A 16535-nucleotide genomic window follows, 5' to 3' on the forward strand; every position below is an offset into this window, starting at 1 on the left:
GAGGCATCATGGCCGCCGACGAGCGCAAGGAATTCCTGGGCCGAGGCTGGACCTGGCCGCCGCAGCTCGACCCCGTCACCGGCATGGTGGCCATGAGCGTCTACGAAGAGGACATCCGGGAGGCCGTCCGCATCCTGATCGAAACCGCACCCGGCGAGCGTGTGATGCGGCCCGATTTTGGCTGTGGCATCCATGATCTGGTGTTCGAAGCGATGGACAGCACGACACTACAGCGCATGCGCAGCGTCGTGCAGGATGCACTGGTTCGATATGAGGCGCGCATCGAAGTTCTGAGCGTGGAGGTGAGTGAGAACGAATCGCGCAACGGCATGCTGCTGATCGAGCTACAGTACCGCGTACGCCGTACCAACCAGATCGGCAACTGGGTCTACCCGTTCTATTTCGCCGAAGGGGGTGCGCGTGAGTGATCCGCTTGATCCCTCCCGTGCCCCCGGTCAGCCCGGCGTGGAGCCGCGTCGCGCGCACGATTTCCTTGCCGAACTGATGGCGCGCATGCACGCGTGGCTACCCGAATGGAACCCGGCCCAACTGCCGGGCGACCCCGGGCGGGCCCTGCTTGATGCATCGGCGCGCTTGCTGGCGCAGGTTGCCGAACGGCTCGACCGCGTGGCCGAGAAAGATCGCCGCAACCTCTACGCCTGGCTTGGCGTACGCGGTGGCGGGGCGCGGGGCGCGCGCCTGCCTGTGGTATTCAAGCTCGCCGATGCCGCCAGCGCCGCTGACGCGGGCGGCGTGAACGCCATAGCCCCGGTGCAGTTGCAGGCCGACGTCGCCGGCAATTCCGTGGTATTCGAGACGGAAACCGATGTGAAGCTGGTGCGCGCCAGCATTGCACTGCTCGTCGGTGTCGACCCGGCAGCCGATGCGTACTATCTGCCCGGCGGGGGATTTGGGAGCCTTGAACCCTCCCTGCTACTGCCTTCCACCTGGAAGGTGGTGAGCTTTGCGGCGGTGGGCGGTACGCGGCTGCAACTCGATCCGCCGCTTGGCCTGGCGCCGGGCATGATCATCGATGTGGCGGATGCACAGTTCCGGATCGACGCCGTGAGCGACGACATTGTCAGCATCGTACCGCCGATCGATGTACCCAACGGCATCGTCGCCAACACGCTGGCGGCACGGGTGGACGTCTTCGCTCCCCTCGATGGCAAGGCCCGCAACCGCCAGCAGCACGCGCTCTACCTGGGACATGACGATCTGCTCAATATCGAATCCACGGCGCGCATCGAAGTGTTGGGCGCCGCTGCGCTGGGGCGCGGCTTCAAATGGCAGTACTGGGGCAAGGCCAAGGCCGCCAGGTCGGACGCCACAGCGGAGACCACGTCGACCACCACGCCTGCCGCCACCACATCCGCATCCGACGAGGGCATCAGTACCTGGCAGCCGCTGGACTCCAAGGCGGCCGACCCGAGCCAGGGCAACGTGCTGATCCTGGACAAGTACACGGCGGGAGCCATCGAGCAGACCGACGTAGGCGGTGTGAAGTCGCGCTGGCTGCGCGCTTTCATCGGCCCCTTGCCCGGCGTCTCGCAACCACAATCCCTGGCCGACCTGCGACTACGCATTGACAATGCCGGGGCCATCCCGCCGGCACGGCCAGCACTCGAAGGCTTGGCCAATACCACGCCGCTGGTACTCGACGCAGCCTTCCTGCCGCTAGGCCGCGAGCCCCGCCAGTTCGATGCGTTCTACCTCGGATGCACGGAGGTGTTCTCTAAGCGCGGGGCAATGGTAACGCTGACATTCAGCCTGGCCGACCGCTCGTTCAGCACCTTGTCCGCGATACGCACGGGCATTGCGGCGAATCGGCTTGTAGCCGGCGTTGGACAGGACGGCGGCCTGCACCTGCTGAACTTCGACCCGATCAGCGGCGCGCTGTCAGCGCTGCCCTCGGAAGGTGTCGTGCTGCCGCCGGCATCGGGCGCCGCCGGGCACACGACGCTGACACCAAAACCTGCATGGCGCGTGCCGATGTGGGAAGCACCGGACAGCAAGGCGGTATTGATGGCTGTGGCCGCGGACCGGACGGTTTGGGTGTGCACAAAGCCTGATACGCTCCCATCGACCTGGCAATCCCTAGAGCAATCAACTGTCACGGTCAGCCAGGTGAATGCACTCGCGCATGCGCCTGACAACGGTAGTGGCACGCTCTACGCGGTTTTTGACGGCGACCTTTACAAGTGGGCCGGGTCATGGTTGCCTGTTACGCTGCCGTCCAAGCTGTCGATGATCGCGGGCATCGCGAACAGCACGGGCAGCATGACGTCGGACCATCCGCGCCTGGTCGCCGTCGACACCCAGGGCCACCTTTGCCTCATCAAGGCAACGATCGACGATGGCTTCATCGAGTTGGTAACGGCGCCCAAAATCGCCGCGGACATTCAACCGATTGCGCTGCGCACGCCGGACGACGGCCTCACCGTTGTCGTTGCCAACGTCGACAAGAGATCGCTGATTGCCGTGCGCATTCAAGGCGGCAGCAAATCGTTGGCGACCCTGAGCCTGGCCGACGACGAAACGTTCGCAGGCTTCGAGTTCGATGACCTCGTCGGTGCAAGCCGTATCGTCACCACGGTCGTGGGGACACATGGATCTCGCCTGGTGTGGTGGGAGCCTGATTTCACCGGAGGCCCGCCGCCCGACGTGCTGATGGAAGCGCCGCTTCCGCCGGCTATAGGCACGCTCAGCGGCGCGCCGCTGCGTATGCCGCAACACGTCATCGTCCCCGGACAACGGGCCGCGGTGTTTGTGCTGCCAACGATCCCAAGTGGCGTCTCGGGTGCGGCGCCGATCCAGCTCTGGCTGCGGTCGGAAGCGCTGGCGCTGCCCCTCGCTGCCGGAGACAAGGTGCTGGTTCAGCATGAGGGGCAGAGCGGCATCGCCACGGTAGCAGGTCCGGAAATCCTCGCAGACGGGGTGCGCTACCTGCCATTGGGCGCGGTCGCGTTGGCGCAGGGTCCCATGCCGGACGGCCTGCGCGCCTTCCGCACGGCTGGACTGCAGGTGAACGTCGACACGTCGCCTGGCACGGACGCCGAGCGGCGGTATATCGAGTTCCACGACGGCTTTGCGCTGAGTAACGCGAGCCACCTGCTTGTGGATGTCGCTGGCACGCCGACCCTTTTCGAGATCGAACCAGACTCGATTGTCGCCCCGTCCGCACCCAACGATCCATGGCAAGCAAAGGTCACCACGGCGCTACCGGCAAGCATCGGGGACACCTTTGTCTGCAAGCCCGCCGTCGACCTCCCGCTTAGCGAGATCAAGACGGTGATTCTCTTCGATCAGGGTAGCGGCACGCTGGACGCGGCCAGCGGCGAGATGCTACGGCTCAGCTTCGGCAATCCGGCAGACCCGGCGCGGAGAACGGCGCATGTGCTCTTGCGTCAGCCGGACGGCCCGCCCAAGGCCGCATGGCTCGACGCACCCGCGTGGTCGGCTCCGGGCAAATGGCCCGCGTCGACGGTAGGCCGGTACGCCTTCAGTGTCACCGCAGCGGCCGGGCGCTGGAGCCGCCCCATCGGGGTCGACGATGCAAATCCCGAACTGGCCTGGGAGTATTCCAACGGCCGGAGCTGGTGGCAGCTCAGCCGTCCGCCCTGCACCGACGCCACCAACAGCTTCAAGACCAGCGGCGAGGTCAAATTCCGGGTGCCCGATGACATCGTCGCCAGCGATTGGGCCGGACGCACAAACTTCTGGATTCGCGCACGCCTGGTGGGCGGCGACTACGGCAGCGAGGTCTTCACCGTGACGTCGACCACGAAGGGAGACACGACCACGCAGCAGACCGCGCGCTCGACCGAGGGCATAGGCCCGCCGCTGGTGGTATCACTGGCTGTGACGTACGCTATGGAGAATGCCGTGCATCCGGACTACGTGCTGGCCGAGGATGCCGGCACCATACGCAACCAAAGCGACGCCAACCGGACACCCGCCGCCGCCGTCGAGGCCTTCGTGCCACTGGCGGTCGAGCTCGCACGGCTGACCCCGCCCACGGCGGCCTCCCCCGCGGCGGCGGCCGTCAAGCCGTGCTGCGAACCATGCCAGGAAGCGGCGCGCGCCCCCTGTATCGATGGCACGGCCGAGGTCAGACCGGCAGCTGGCGTCGGCCCGGCCACGTTGGGCAGCCCCGCCTTGCTGGTCGGCATCGATGGCGTGGTGCAGGGCGCGCCGGTGAATATGCTTGTCACGGTCGGCACGGAGCGCGATCTGGAGGCTGCCGCCCCGCTCAGGGTCGACGCGTTGGTTGGCGGGCGGTTTGAACCGGTCGTTGCCGTCGACAGCACCCGAGCGATCAGTGAAAGCGGCATTGTCTCGATGGCCATCGCCCATGCGCCGAGCGTAACGGAGTTGTTCGGTCGTGCGCTGTCGTGGTTGCGCCTGTCGCCTGGGGGATTGCCAGCCTGGCGTCCGAGCGTGGCCGGGGCCTGGCTCAATGCGGCCTGGGTCGATGCCGCTCAGACCCAGACCTTCGAATTGCTCGGGTCCTCGCAGGGAGAGCCCAATCTGGCGCTGCGGCTCGCCCGCCCGCCATTGCTCCGTGACTCCCTCGAGTTGCGTGTCAACGAGCCCCTGGGCGACGAGGAAGTGGCTGCACTGCGCACCACTGACCCCGATGCCGTACTTACCGATGTCGACGGATTGCCAGGCCAGTGGGTACGCTGGCAGGCGGTGCCGGACCCGGCCGATGCCGCCGCCGCGCGTGTCTATGCCGTCGACGAGATCACTGGTGAAGTGCGTTTTGGCAGCGGGCTGGCCGGCATGATCCCACCGATCGGACGTGACAACATCGTGGCCTTCAAGTACCGCCGATCCGAGCCGCTCAAACCGCCAACGCCCGACGCGCCACTGCCGCAGGTGGCCATTCCCGCCTATAGCACGATCGGCCTGGTGACGCCGCTGGACGGCGTCGAGACGGTGGTGACCGCGCTCGACTCGGATGCCGGTGCGCCAGCCGACAATGCGACCCGCCTGCTGCGCTTCGCGCCCGCCAGCCTGCGCCATCGCGGCCGCGCCGTCAGTGCCGCCGACCTGGAGGCACTGGCCCTGCAGGCGGTTCCGGCCGTTGCCCAGGCGCGCTGCCTGGGCAACGCGGGCGCGCTGCGCCTGGTAGTTGTCATGCGCGGACCACAAGTGGCGCCGGCGCGCGCCGTGGTGCGCGAGCTCAAGCGCCAGCTGCTCGACGCCCTGCCGCCGGCGTTCAGCGTCGCGGGTAGCGGCTTCAGCCTCGAGATCGTCCCACCTGCCGTGCGCCGGCTACGCGTGCGCGCACGCCTGCAGGTCGCCTCGCTCGACGTGACGGGCCGCGTGGTGGCCGTTGCATCGGCCGCGCTGCGCAGACTCCTGGACCCGGCCCAAGGTGGCGACGACGCGCTTGGCTGGCCGCTCGGCGCCTCGCCGGACGCACGCATCATCGGCGCAGTGCTGATCGACACGCCGGACCTCATCGGCATCAAGCCGCCAGACCTGTTCGAGCTGACGCCCGCCAGGCTTGCCCCTTGGCCGGCAGCGCTGGCGCCCCACGAACTCGCTGTGCTGGGCGACGATGGACTCGACTTCTCCTATGACCTGACCGGAGCAACGCCATGACGGGCAGCGGCGGCCATCCCCATCCGGTGCCACAGACGGTGCCGCGCCCACGCCGGGGCCCTTCGGCGGAAGAGCCCGTGTGCCCGTCGGTCGGGGAGGCACCATGAGCGTTCTCGATTTTGTGCTCGACGATCGCAGCTTCGATGACCTGGTCGAACTGGCGCGTTCACGCCTGCCCGCTGGCGCGCCTGGCTGGACGGACTACAACCTGCACGATCCCGGTATCACCCTGATTGAGTTGATGGCCTGGCTGGCGGAAGGCCAGATTTATTCGCTCGGCCGGATGCGCCGCGACGAGCGCGAAGCCTACGCACGTCTTGCCGGCGTCAGCATGCCTGGCCCGTGTTCGGCGCGCGGGCTGATTTGGCCGGATGCGATGGATCCTTCCAACACCATCAATGCGCAGGTGCGCCCGCTGGCGATTGGCGCGACGCCGGGCGTGAATCCGATTCACCCCCTTGATGCCCAGCTGCCACCGCTGCGCGTGGCCTGGCCCACGCTGATCGTGCCGGGACGCGTCGCGGCAGTGACCAGCTTGCTGGCGAGCGGCGAGCGCCTGGATCGCACGGCAGGCAACGCGCGCGGCCAAGCGCCGTACCTGCCCTTCGGCCCAGATGCCGGGCCGCAAGACCGGCTGCGCATCGACTACGTCTGCACCGCACCCAGCGGATTGGCCGATCGGCCCGACACTGACCGCGACGCTCTGCTGAGCCTCGGCGTGCGTGTCGATGGTGCGGCTGCCGGAGACACGCCCGACAGCATGGATAGTGCCAGCAAGGCGCCCATGCCAAACCTTTCCGGGTTGGAAGCCACCTTGCTGCAGGCAAACGCCGAGTTGCCGCTGCAGGTCGTGCATGACACCACGCAGGGCCTTACCCGCAGCGGGGCCATCGCATTCCGTCTGCCGCGCGCGCTGCCAGCGGCGCAGACCTTCACGCTGGAGTTGCGGGCGCGCCGCGGCTTTGCGTGCCCACCGAGCGTGTGCCAGATCGCCCTCAATGTACTGGCCGTCGAACAGGCGGAGGACATCGACCACGAACTGCACCTGGCGACGGGCCGGGTTGACCAGCTTGTGCAGCTCGATGCGCTCGACCAGCCGACCCCACCGCTGCTGCGTTATGACGGCGGAGCCGAGCCGCCGCTCGTCGAGCTGGATCAGGGCGCGGGGATCGAGACCTGGCGCGCGGTCGCGCACTTCGATAAGGCCGGGCCGGACGACCCGGTCTACGTGCTCGATATCCCCGGTGGCCAGCTGCAGTTTGGCAATGGCATCAACGGCCGCGTGCCCATTGCCGGCGCGAAAATCTATGTCACCTATTCGGTCTGCCTGGGTCGGACCGGCAACCAGCCGCGACCGCGTGCCTGGTTCGCGGCGGGCATTGGCCCGGTGGGGCGTGATCTCGTGCCATTGGCCGGTGGCAACGATGCGAGGAGTCTGACGCAGGCCCGCACGGCGGCGCGCCGCGCCCTGCGGGAACGGCATCCACTCGTCACTGCCGATGACATCGTGTCGGCCGCGCTGGCGCTGCCCGGCATGCGTGTCGCACGCGCACAGGTGCTCCCTCAGACCGGCAACTCGGTGCCCGGTGAGGTCACGCTGCTGGCGCTGCGCACGCGCGCGGCGTCCGGCACCGGGCCAGACGAGCCGCAGCGCTGGCTCGACGCGCTGCGCGCGTGGTTACAGCCGCACCTGCTGCTTGGCGAGCGGCTGGTGGTCCGTGCGCCTGACTATGTCGACTTCGCGCTGCAGGCAACGCTCGAAGCCATGCCCATGCGAAACCCCGAGGCGGTCAGGTCAGCCGCGCTGGCGGAACTTGCGCGCCGCCTCGATCCTGTCGGCAGCCAGCCGACGCTGCGGCGGCGCGAACCCGGCGATGCACTCAGCTCCGCCGATATCGGTGCGTGGCTGCGCAAGCTGGATGGCGTCGCAGCGGTGCGCGCGCTCGCGCTGCACGATGCAACTGGCAAGGTTGTCGACGCCCTCCCGGTGCCGCCCTACGGCCTGCCACGACTGGATGTCGGCAATATCCAGATCGACGTACAGCGCGCCACGCACAGGGGCCAGACATGAACACGCTGCGCCGCTACCATTTTGCCAGTGCCGCGCAATGGGGCACGGGCGAGCTTGTACGGGCCGCGCCCGATGCCGCAGGCGGCTTCGGACTGGTGGCGCCCTGGGGGGCCGCCACCGCCGTGGCCAGCACGCCATGTCTGGCCGTCTCGGTGGCTCCGGGGAACGTCGCCATCGGTAACGATGGCGACGCGCATCTGTGGATCGATGAGCCTGGTGCGCCTGCGCCGGAACGGCGCGCGGTGCCGCAGGCCCTGGCGATGGCCACGCATATCGAGGCGGGGAGCACCCAGTATTGGGCGTGCGACGACCGGCCGGTGCTGCGCGCCTACGTGCCCAACCCGACAGTACTGCGGCTCGCGCTGGATCTGGGCGCCGATGGCACCGTCGATTACATCCTCGATTTGAGCGCCGACGGCAACGACGGCGTATGGGTGCTGGCGGTGGCGGCCGGTACCGCTTTCGCGCTGCAGGTTGACTGCAGCGGACTGCCGGTACGCCGCGTCGCGCTGCCGCAGCCGTGTGGCCTGCCGCGCGGGCTAACCACCGTTGGCGGGCGGCTCGTCGTGCTCGACGTCACGGGCACGCGGCTGCATTGGTTGTCTCCCGATCACCCCGGAATCGTGACGGACGTTCCACTCGCCAGCGTCCGTCCCGGCGGGGTGGCTATGGTGATCGCCAGCGACACGCGGCGGCGTGTTGTGCTTGGCGGCGTTGACGCCCCCGCCTTCGGCGCGAGGGCGTGGGTGGCGAGCGCCGATGCCGATGGGCAATGGCTGGAAACACTCGATCTGGACGCCCCCCCGCTCAGCCTGGCCTGCAGTGCGGAGCTGTTACTGGTGACGAGCCGCGACGCGGTATGGCGCTTCGCGGCCGATGCAAGTGGCAATTCGCGCCGCAGCGAGGCGTCGGCCCGGTTCACGAGTCCGCAACTGGTGTCGCCGCCGATCGACGGAGGTGCGCCCTGGCTGCGTGCCGAGGTGCAGGCCTGGCTGCCGCGAGGCTGCTCGGTCGAACTCCGTTGGGCCGGCACCGACGATGTGGATCTGCTCGCGCAGATCGCCCATCTGATGGCGCAAGCCGGTCTCGATCCGGCCTTGCGCCGCCAGCTTCTGGACCAGAAGCTGGGTTGGTCGCCACCGGTACGCTTTGAAGCCATCGAAGGCGCCGATCCCACCGCACCGACGCTGTGCGCGTTGCCGTTGCACGACGTACGGACGACATCGCTATGGATCTCGCTGGATCTCCTCGCGGCGCCCGGTGCCGGCGCACCGCGCATCGCCTCACTCGATGTGCTCTACCCCGAAGCGTCCCTGATGCAATACCTCCCGGCCATCTATCGCCGCGATGCCGAAAGGCAGCCGTACAGCTTCTTACGCATCCTGGTAGCCGCGCTTGAGACCACGGTCCAGGGGCTCGATGCCCGCATCGCCACACTGCACCGGCTGCTTGACGCCAACGACGCACCGGAAGGCTGGCTGGACGCCGCAGCGCGCTGGCTCGGCATTCCGTGGGACGACGCCCTCGACGTTCCGCGCAAGCGTGCACTGCTGTCTGCGGCACCCGCTCTGCTGGAGCACCGCGGCACGCGCGCCGGCGTTCAGACCCTGCTGGCGGCGCTGCTGCCCCCGCGCCGCGCGCGCGTGGTTGACGTCGGTGTGGAGCACGGCTTCGCCCGCCTGGCTGGCGCCCGCACAGCCGGAGCGCTCCTGCCAGCGCTGCTTCCAGGCTGGCCGACCGACGCATTGGTGCTGGGTACCCATGCCTGCCTCGGCATGGCCCGCCTTGGCGCGAAGCACCAATCGCCGGGCACCACCGCATGGCTGGCCGGCCGCGTCGACGTGGAGATCCTCGCCACTCCCGATGAACGGCACGCATGGTCACCTTGGCTGGGGGCGCTGCTTGCGGCCATGACGCCGCTCACTGCCCGGGTACGCCTGCATTGGCGTAGCGCGGTGGTCCCGATTGTGCCCGTGCTGGACGATGCGCTGGTGCTGGGTGATGCGTGGCCGGCACGCCGCGGCGGCGGCGCATCGCCGGGTCACACACGGCTGGAACCTGGACAAGGCACCACACTCGGCCGCGACGGGCCCGAGGCTGGATTCTCACTGTATTAAGGGGGCAACTCATGAGTCCGACACATACCACCCGCGACCCCTGCGGCAACAGCGAGTGCGAAGGTGGCAAGCGCAACCGCTACTATCTCGGCAAACGCCTGACACCAGCAGCATTTGCCGCGGAGCAGGACTATATGCTGCAGCGCCGCCGGCTGCTGAACCGCTCCATCCACGGATGGGGCGTGGTGTACGGGCTGGCGGTTTCCATTTCCCATGCCGACGGGCGCCTTGAAATCAGTGCCGGTCTGGCCCTGGACCGCGCCGGCCGCGAACTGGTGATCGCCGAGCCGCGTGCAGTACGCCCCACGGATGTAAAGGTGCTGGGCGCCACGAGCGCGGAGAGCGACTGCTGGCTGTTGTCGGTGCACTACGCCGAGCGACGCATCGATCCCGTGGTACTCAAGGACGAGTGCCACTGCGAACGGCACGACTGGGATGCGGTGTGTGACGACGTGGTCTTCTCACTGAGCCCGATTCCGTGCGGCGATTGCTGTGCGCCGAAACCCTGCGCACTCTGCTGCGCCTGTACCGGGGATTGCGAGGACCCGCTGTCCGCCGGCAACCGTGGCCCGCACGCCTGCCTGTGCCATCACCTTACGGGCCTGGCGGTGGGCGCGCAGACTGACACACTACGCAAGGTGGCGCCGTGCATCGACGCCGATCTGGACAATGGCGTGCCGCTGGCCTGTGTCACGCGCAAGCCAGGAGACTGCGACGGCTGGGTGTTCGACGCGATTCGGGACGCCTGCGGCCCGCGCCGGCTGGTCAAGGGCAACGACCTGCTGTTCGACCTCATCCGTGGTTGCGACCTCACCGTGATCGACGACGTCAGTTGGTCGGGTTGGCATCGCAACCGCGATCCGGTGAGCCTCGCCGACTTCTGCAACAAGTTCTCAATGTCGCCTTCTACCGAAGGCAGCCCGATCGTCACAGACTTCCGGGTGCATTTCTCGCGCCCGGTGTGCGTGGACACGCTGCGTCCGGATGCCTTTGCCTTCACGGTCATCGGTCCCCAGGAATCCACAGGCTGGGGTGACATGGTGCGTGTGCCGATCGTCGACATACGAGCCGATGAACTGGATGCAACGGGCACGCATGCCAGTGTCGCCACGCTGGTGGTCGATGGCTACTGGTTCAACGACGAACTGGCCGGCGTCGGCGGGCGGCGCTGGTCCGTGTTTCGCGACGAAGTCTCGCAGGTGGAAATCGAAGTGCGTGGCGATTACATCCTCGATTGCAACGGCCAGGCCGTCGACGCCGATGCCGTTGGACTGCGCAGCGCACCCACCGGAAACGGCACGCCGGGCGGTACCTATTTGTCGACCTTCAGCGTCGCGCCCGCGCGCAGCCATTCGTGAAAAGGAGCCGAGCCATGAACGCCAACGACAAAATCGCTGAGCCAAGAGTCGGCAACGGCACCCTGGTGCGGCCACGCTATTCGTCCGGACAGATGCTGCAGGAGGACGATCTGACGCAGGCCGTTGAATACACGCGTGCACTCAACCGGCTGTTGTTCCGCTCGTTACTTGGATACGGCGTCGTTTGTGGGCTCGTCGTGTCGCGCGAAGAGCGCTGCGGCAAGGTGAGTATCAAGATTTCTCCGGGCCTTGCGCTGGACTGTTGCGGCGAGGCGATCCAGGTCAGTGATGAGCAGACCTTTGTGCTGGACCCGAGCTGCAAGCCTTTGCCAGATACACTCTGCGTCGTGCTGCGCTATCGCGAGCGCAACTGCACGCCGAGAACCGACAGCTGCGCGACGGACGACACGGCCGGCTGCATCAGTACGCGCGTGCGGGAAGGCTATGAACTGCGTATCCTGTCCGGCGACTGTCCGGCGTGCTGCACCTGCGCGCCGTCCCCGAACCAGGACACGAGATCGCAGGGCGACACAGAAAGCCCGCAGAACACCGGCACCGCGCCACGATCAAGGAGAGCCGCCACGCGAGGCGCGGTCGGCGGAGCCGGCGCAGCGGCAACCGCCGCGGCGCCGACCAGCCCGGATTGCCATTGCGTCGACCCAACCCTTGCATGCTATGTCGACCATTACAATGCCCAATGTCCCTGCTGCGACGATTGCGAATGGGTCACCCTCGCCCGCGTGAGCCAGCTAAAGATTCCCCCGGCAACGCAAAAGACGTGGGAGGTCGACCACTCGGTCCGCCGCCTGATCCGCCCGGTACTGATGCGCGACTCGCAGGCGGAGCGCGACAAACAGCATTTGCTGAACGGCGCGGCAACCTGATACGCGCGGCCCGCCATGCGTCAGCATCACGGTGCGCTGCGCAAACCGGCCGAACTCGCGCCGCGAGCACCACAGGCGGCGCCGGTGCCGGCCGTCACGCCACCTGTGTCGCCCGTGGTGCAGTTGCAGCGCCGCCTCGGCAATGAGGGCGTACAGCAACTGTTCGCGCGTGCGCAGTGCGCGGCGGCGGTGTCATCGCCGCATGATGCCGCCGAACTCGAGGCGCATGCGACGGCTCGACGCGTGGTGGCAACGCCGGACGCGACGCCAGTGCTGGCTGCTGTGCCGAATGCGCATATGCAGCGCGCGGCGACCGCCACAGCCCCTGCCGCTGCACCGCAGGGCGTGGTTCTGCCGCCCGGCACGGGCTCCGGCACCCCACTGCCACGCGCCGTGCGCCAGTACATGGAACCACGGTTTCGTGCGGATTTCGATGGCGTGCGTGTGCATACCGGCCAGACGGCGGCGCAGCTCAGCGATCAGATCGGCGCGCATGCATTCACAGTAGGGCAGCATGTCTTCTTCGCCGACGGCAAGTACCGACCGGACACGGATAGCGGCCGCGAGCTACTCGCGCACGAGTTGACCCACACCATTCAGCAAGGTGCGGCCGTGCAGCGGATTGCGGATCCGCTTGCCGTGCCGGTGGCTCGACGCGCGGCGCCGCAGGCACAGCGTCTGGGCCTATCGGATGCGCTCGACGGCATTGCATCCCGCGCCAACGTCATCCCCGGGTTCCGGATGCTCACGATCATGCTGGGCGTCAATCCGGTCAATATGTCGCCCGTCGAGCGCAACGCCGCCAACCTGCTGCGTGCGCTGCTTGAACTGATCCCGATTGTTGGCCCGGCATTGGTCTCGGTACTCGACAGCCACGGGCTCTTTGCCAAGGCTGGCGCATGGGCCGAGACCCAGATGCGCGCGCTTGGCATGGCTGGCAGCGCCCTCAAGTCCGCCCTCGATACGTTCCTCGGCACGCTGAAATGGAGCGACATCTTTGATCTCGGGGGCATCTGGGAGCGCGCCAGGAAGATCTTCACCGAACCCATCGACCGCCTGATCGCGCTCGGCAAGTCGATGGTGAGCCAGATCGTCGCGTTCGTCCGCGAGGCGATCCTGCTGCCACTGGCCGCGCTCGCCGAAGGCACGAACGGCTACGACCTGCTGAAGGCGGTGCTGGGAGTCGACCCCATCACGGGGACGCCCGTTCCGCGCAATGCCGAGACGCTGATTGGCGGATTCATGAAACTCATCGGCCAGCAGGAGGTGTGGGAGAACATCAAGAAAGGCAATGCCGTCGCGCGCACCTGGGCCTGGTTCCAGAGCGCGCTGGCCGGGCTGCTGGGCTTCGTGCGGCAGATCCCCACCCTGTTCGTCAACGCCTTCCATGCGCTCGAAATCAGCGATCTGCTGCTTGTGCCGCGCGCCTTCGCGAAATTGGCGGGCGTGTTCGGCGGCTTCGTCCTTGACTTTGTAAAGTGGGCCGGCAATACCGTCTGGACGCTGCTCGAGATCATCTTCGAGGTGGTCAGCCCCCCCACGCTGACCTACCTGAAGAAAACTGGCGGGGCCCTCAAAGGCATCCTGAAGGATCCCCTGCCCTTTGTGCGCAACCTTGTGCGCGCGGCCAAGACCGGCTTCCAGCGCTTTTCCGACAACTTCGGCACACACCTGAAGACCGGGCTTATCGACTGGCTGACAGGGTCGCTGCCCGGTGTCTACATTCCTAAGGCATTCTCGCTGGGCGAGATCGTGAAATTCGTGTTCTCGGTACTCGGGCTGACGTGGCAGAACATCCGCCCGAAACTGGTGAAGGTGGTGGGCGAAACTGCCGTGAAAACCATGGAGACCGGTTTCGACATTGTCGTCACGCTGGTCACGCAGGGGCCCGCCGCCGCCTGGGAGAAGATCCAGGAACAACTTTCAAACCTGAAGGACCAGGTGATCAGCGGCATTGTCGATATGGTCATCGATACCGTGATCAAGAAGGCCGTGCCGAAGCTGATTTCGATGTTCATCCCGGGGGCCGGCTTCATCTCGGCAATCGTATCGATCTACGACACGATCATGGTCTTCATCGACAAGCTTGCGAAGATGGTCGCCGTGATCAAGGCGTTCGTGGACTCCATCGTTGCCATTGCCGCCGGACAGATCGACGCCGCGGCAAAGCGCGTTGAGACCTCGCTGGCGGGGCTGTTATCGCTGGCGATCAGCTTCCTGGCTGGGTTTCTCGGATTGGGGCGCATCGCCGACAAGGTGATGGGAGTCATCACAAGGATCCGGGCCACCATCGACAAGGGTATCGACGCGCTGATTGCTTGGATCGTCAAAATGGCGAAGAGCCTGTTTTCAAAAGTCTTCGGCAAGAAGGATGACCGTACCGAGGCGCAACGCCGGGCAGACCTGGGCAAGGCCATGACGGAGGCAGAGGCGGTGAAGGTCAAGTCTGGCGCCACCGAGGCGTCGATCCGGAAGGCATTGCCGGGAATCCAGAAGAAGTACCGCGTGGACAAGCTCGAATTGGTTGTCGATAAACAGAACGAAGTCTCCGAAACCGTGCATCTGGTTGGCGCCATGAGTCCGGAAACGACGGGTCCGAAATCCGACATCGGCAAGAATGCGAAGCACGCGCTGGTCTACCCGGCGGCAGCTACGCAGACCCTGGGCGGAAGCGTCGTGGCGGTGGGCATGAGTGTTGACTGGCTGAACGTGAGCAACAAACCCAACGGCTCCCCACCCGGGTCCGGCGTGCAGTCCAAGCTGATGAGTCAGCTGAACACCGACCCGGGTAGCACCAGCACGGACAAATATGTTCGCGGCCACCTGCTCAACGAGAACCTCGGCGGTCTTGGCAATGACCAGAACCTCTTCCCAATTACCGGCTTTGCCAACAGCCAGCACCTGCACAGTACCGAGAAGCGGGTCAAGAACTGGATCAATGATCCTGAGAACTGGATCCGCTACGAAGTGAATGTGAATGTCCTGGACGTCAAACTGAGCGGCGCAAAAAAACGTAACTACGTCAACAGCTCACTGGCTTGCACCGCGCTGCGCAAGAACGGCGCGGGCAAAACGCTCGAAAAGTTCAGCTCGACCGTCTATTCGACCTACAAGCTCCCGGATAAGGATCTGGAAAGGGCCGATGTCGTCGAAGGCTGAAACGGCCTGGTTTGCGAAGAATGCACAGATTTCCGCCTGGCACCCTCACTCCAGATCCCTTCCATAACCCGATCCCCCCATTCACCCACCCCAATCCTCATACCCCTCAATCACCACGATGTCCGCCTGTGAATGCGGTGCCCGTAGCGCGATCAGGGCCTGATACTCGGCTGACCGATAGCACTCGAGCGCTTTGGCATAGCTCTCAAACTCAATTACGACGATGCGTGAGCGTGGTACGCCTTCCACGACTGTTTTCTCGCCGTTTCTGACCAGGAATCGTGCTCCGTATTTGTCGAATACCGCCTTGTTGGCCGTGATGTAGCCTTGATAGCCGGTCGCATCCGCGACGTCCACGGCTGCCACCCAGTATCCCTTTTTCATAGTCTGCTCCGGTCGGATTGCGCGCGCCGCGGCCGGCGGTCGTGCTCAGCGTCAGTGAATTTGAATAACTTTGACAGCCTTGGTCTGTTTGTCCTGCCCAAGCCATCACTATAGTTCGTCACATGGGTCGCGCCGGGCTGGCGTTACCTGAGTTGAATTACTGAACCTGGAGCATTCATGGCAACGACCGGCACCGCCGTGACAGGCAAGGCAGAGATTGCGGCATTCGCCTTTGTGGCGGGATATACGGACGTGGTCGGTTTTATCGCCTTGGCCGGGCTATTCACCGCTCACGTGACTGGCAACCTGATCATGATTGGCGTCGAGTCCGCTGGCAGCAGCGAAGGACTGTTTCTTAAAGTGCTGGCGCTTCCGGTATTCGTGGGCGCGGTTGCCATCATCAGGATGACGGAAAAACGCCTGATTCGGCGTGGCCGAGATCCGGTCGTGCCGCTGATTGGCATCGAGACCGTGCTGCTGGCCGGGTTCGCGGCCGTCGGGATGCGGATCCACGCGGTAAATGCCGATGCGTCGTCCCAACTGGCGATGTTTGCAGGCTTGTTGGCCGTTGCCGCAATGGCGGTGCAAAACGCCCTGTCGCGTACCTCGCTGGCGGACCTTGGGCCGACCACCATCATGACGGGCAACAGCACGCAGGTCATTATCGATCTGGTGGATCTGCCGTCGGCCAGTACCGAAGCCCGGGCGGCGATTCGCGCCCGCCTCGGCAAAATGGTGCCAAGTGTTCTTTCGTTTTCTGTTGGCGCGATTCTGGGCGCGCTGCTTTACAGCCGCGTGGGATACCCGGCGATAGTGCTGCCGATTGTGATTCTTGCTGGAATCTGTGCACGCCGATTGCAGGCGCGCGTAGGAGTGCCGGTTCAATAATCACTCCCCTTCCCTTTTTGCTGGCGTGTCGCGGGATCGATTCCCACGGCACGCCATGCAT

General features: G+C 66.0%; 9 protein-coding genes. 8 read left to right on the plus strand and 1 reads right to left on the minus strand.

The genetic code is table 11. The features are described 5' to 3' along the window. Positions 1–8: 8 nt before the first annotated feature. The 7 genes from AC3FLX_RS26585 to AC3FLX_RS26615 all read left to right on the plus strand — a co-directional run bounded on the left by AC3FLX_RS26585 (position 9) and on the right by AC3FLX_RS26615 (position 15202). On the plus strand, positions 9–428 hold the full coding sequence (locus tag AC3FLX_RS26585) for a GPW/gp25 family protein (protein ID WP_488700332.1): 420 nt from the start codon (positions 9–11) through the stop codon (positions 426–428). Continuing rightward, a complete protein-coding gene (locus AC3FLX_RS26590) occupies positions 421–5613 on the plus strand; it encodes a baseplate J/gp47 family protein (RefSeq protein ID WP_488700333.1) in 5193 nt (1730 codons plus the stop codon). Before AC3FLX_RS26585 ends, AC3FLX_RS26590 begins: the two co-directional genes overlap by 8 nt. A gap of 103 nt (positions 5614–5716) precedes the next feature. Further along, the gene (locus tag AC3FLX_RS26595) at positions 5717–7684 is read left to right on the plus strand and encodes a putative baseplate assembly protein (protein WP_488700334.1); all 1968 of its coding nucleotides are present in this window, start codon (positions 5717–5719) and stop codon (positions 7682–7684) included. Then, positions 7681–9801 (plus strand): phage tail protein, encoded by a 2121-nt coding sequence (locus AC3FLX_RS26600; protein ID WP_488700335.1) that lies wholly within the window; start codon positions 7681–7683, stop codon positions 9799–9801. Before AC3FLX_RS26595 ends, AC3FLX_RS26600 begins: the two co-directional genes overlap by 4 nt. Positions 9802–9812: 11 nt before the next feature. Further along, positions 9813–11159: a hypothetical protein gene (locus AC3FLX_RS26605; RefSeq protein ID WP_488700336.1), complete on the plus strand. Its 1347-nt coding sequence runs from the start codon at positions 9813–9815 to the stop codon at positions 11157–11159. A gap of 14 nt (positions 11160–11173) precedes the next feature. Further along, positions 11174–12043, plus strand: coding sequence for a hypothetical protein (locus AC3FLX_RS26610; protein WP_488700337.1), 870 nt, complete (start codon positions 11174–11176; stop codon positions 12041–12043). A gap of 15 nt (positions 12044–12058) precedes the next feature. Further along, positions 12059–15202: an eCIS core domain-containing protein gene (locus tag AC3FLX_RS26615; RefSeq protein WP_488700338.1), complete on the plus strand. Its 3144-nt coding sequence runs from the start codon at positions 12059–12061 to the stop codon at positions 15200–15202. Between the two features lie 81 nt (positions 15203–15283). Here AC3FLX_RS26615 and AC3FLX_RS26620 read toward each other — a convergent pair whose 3' ends face one another. After that, the gene (locus AC3FLX_RS26620) at positions 15284–15586 is read right to left on the minus strand and encodes a DUF1330 domain-containing protein (protein ID WP_488700339.1); all 303 of its coding nucleotides are present in this window, start codon (positions 15584–15586) and stop codon (positions 15284–15286) included. 177 nt (positions 15587–15763) lie between these two features. Here AC3FLX_RS26620 and AC3FLX_RS26625 point away from each other — a divergent pair, with 177 nt between their 5' ends. Further along, the gene (locus AC3FLX_RS26625) at positions 15764–16474 is read left to right on the plus strand and encodes a YoaK family protein (RefSeq protein WP_488700340.1); all 711 of its coding nucleotides are present in this window, start codon (positions 15764–15766) and stop codon (positions 16472–16474) included. The last annotated feature ends 61 nt before the right edge of the window (positions 16475–16535 follow it).

This window comes from Cupriavidus sp. 291-E7 (assembly GCF_057798835.1).

Coding starts and splice junctions, on each gene's coding strand:
- AC3FLX_RS26615 (WP_488700338.1), top strand. CDS start 12,059: ATGCGTCAGCATCACGGTGCGCTGCGCAAACCGGCCGAACTCGCGCCG.
- AC3FLX_RS26625 (WP_488700340.1), top strand. CDS start 15,764: ATGGCAACGACCGGCACCGCCGTGACAGGCAAGGCAGAGATTGCGGCA.
- AC3FLX_RS26585 (WP_488700332.1), top strand. CDS start 9: ATGGCCGCCGACGAGCGCAAGGAATTCCTGGGCCGAGGCTGGACCTGG.
- AC3FLX_RS26605 (WP_488700336.1), top strand. CDS start 9,813: ATGAGTCCGACACATACCACCCGCGACCCCTGCGGCAACAGCGAGTGC.
- AC3FLX_RS26620 (WP_488700339.1), bottom strand. CDS start 15,586: ATGAAAAAGGGATACTGGGTGGCAGCCGTGGACGTCGCGGATGCGACC.
- AC3FLX_RS26600 (WP_488700335.1), top strand. CDS start 7,681: ATGAACACGCTGCGCCGCTACCATTTTGCCAGTGCCGCGCAATGGGGC.
- AC3FLX_RS26610 (WP_488700337.1), top strand. CDS start 11,174: ATGAACGCCAACGACAAAATCGCTGAGCCAAGAGTCGGCAACGGCACC.
- AC3FLX_RS26595 (WP_488700334.1), top strand. CDS start 5,717: ATGAGCGTTCTCGATTTTGTGCTCGACGATCGCAGCTTCGATGACCTG.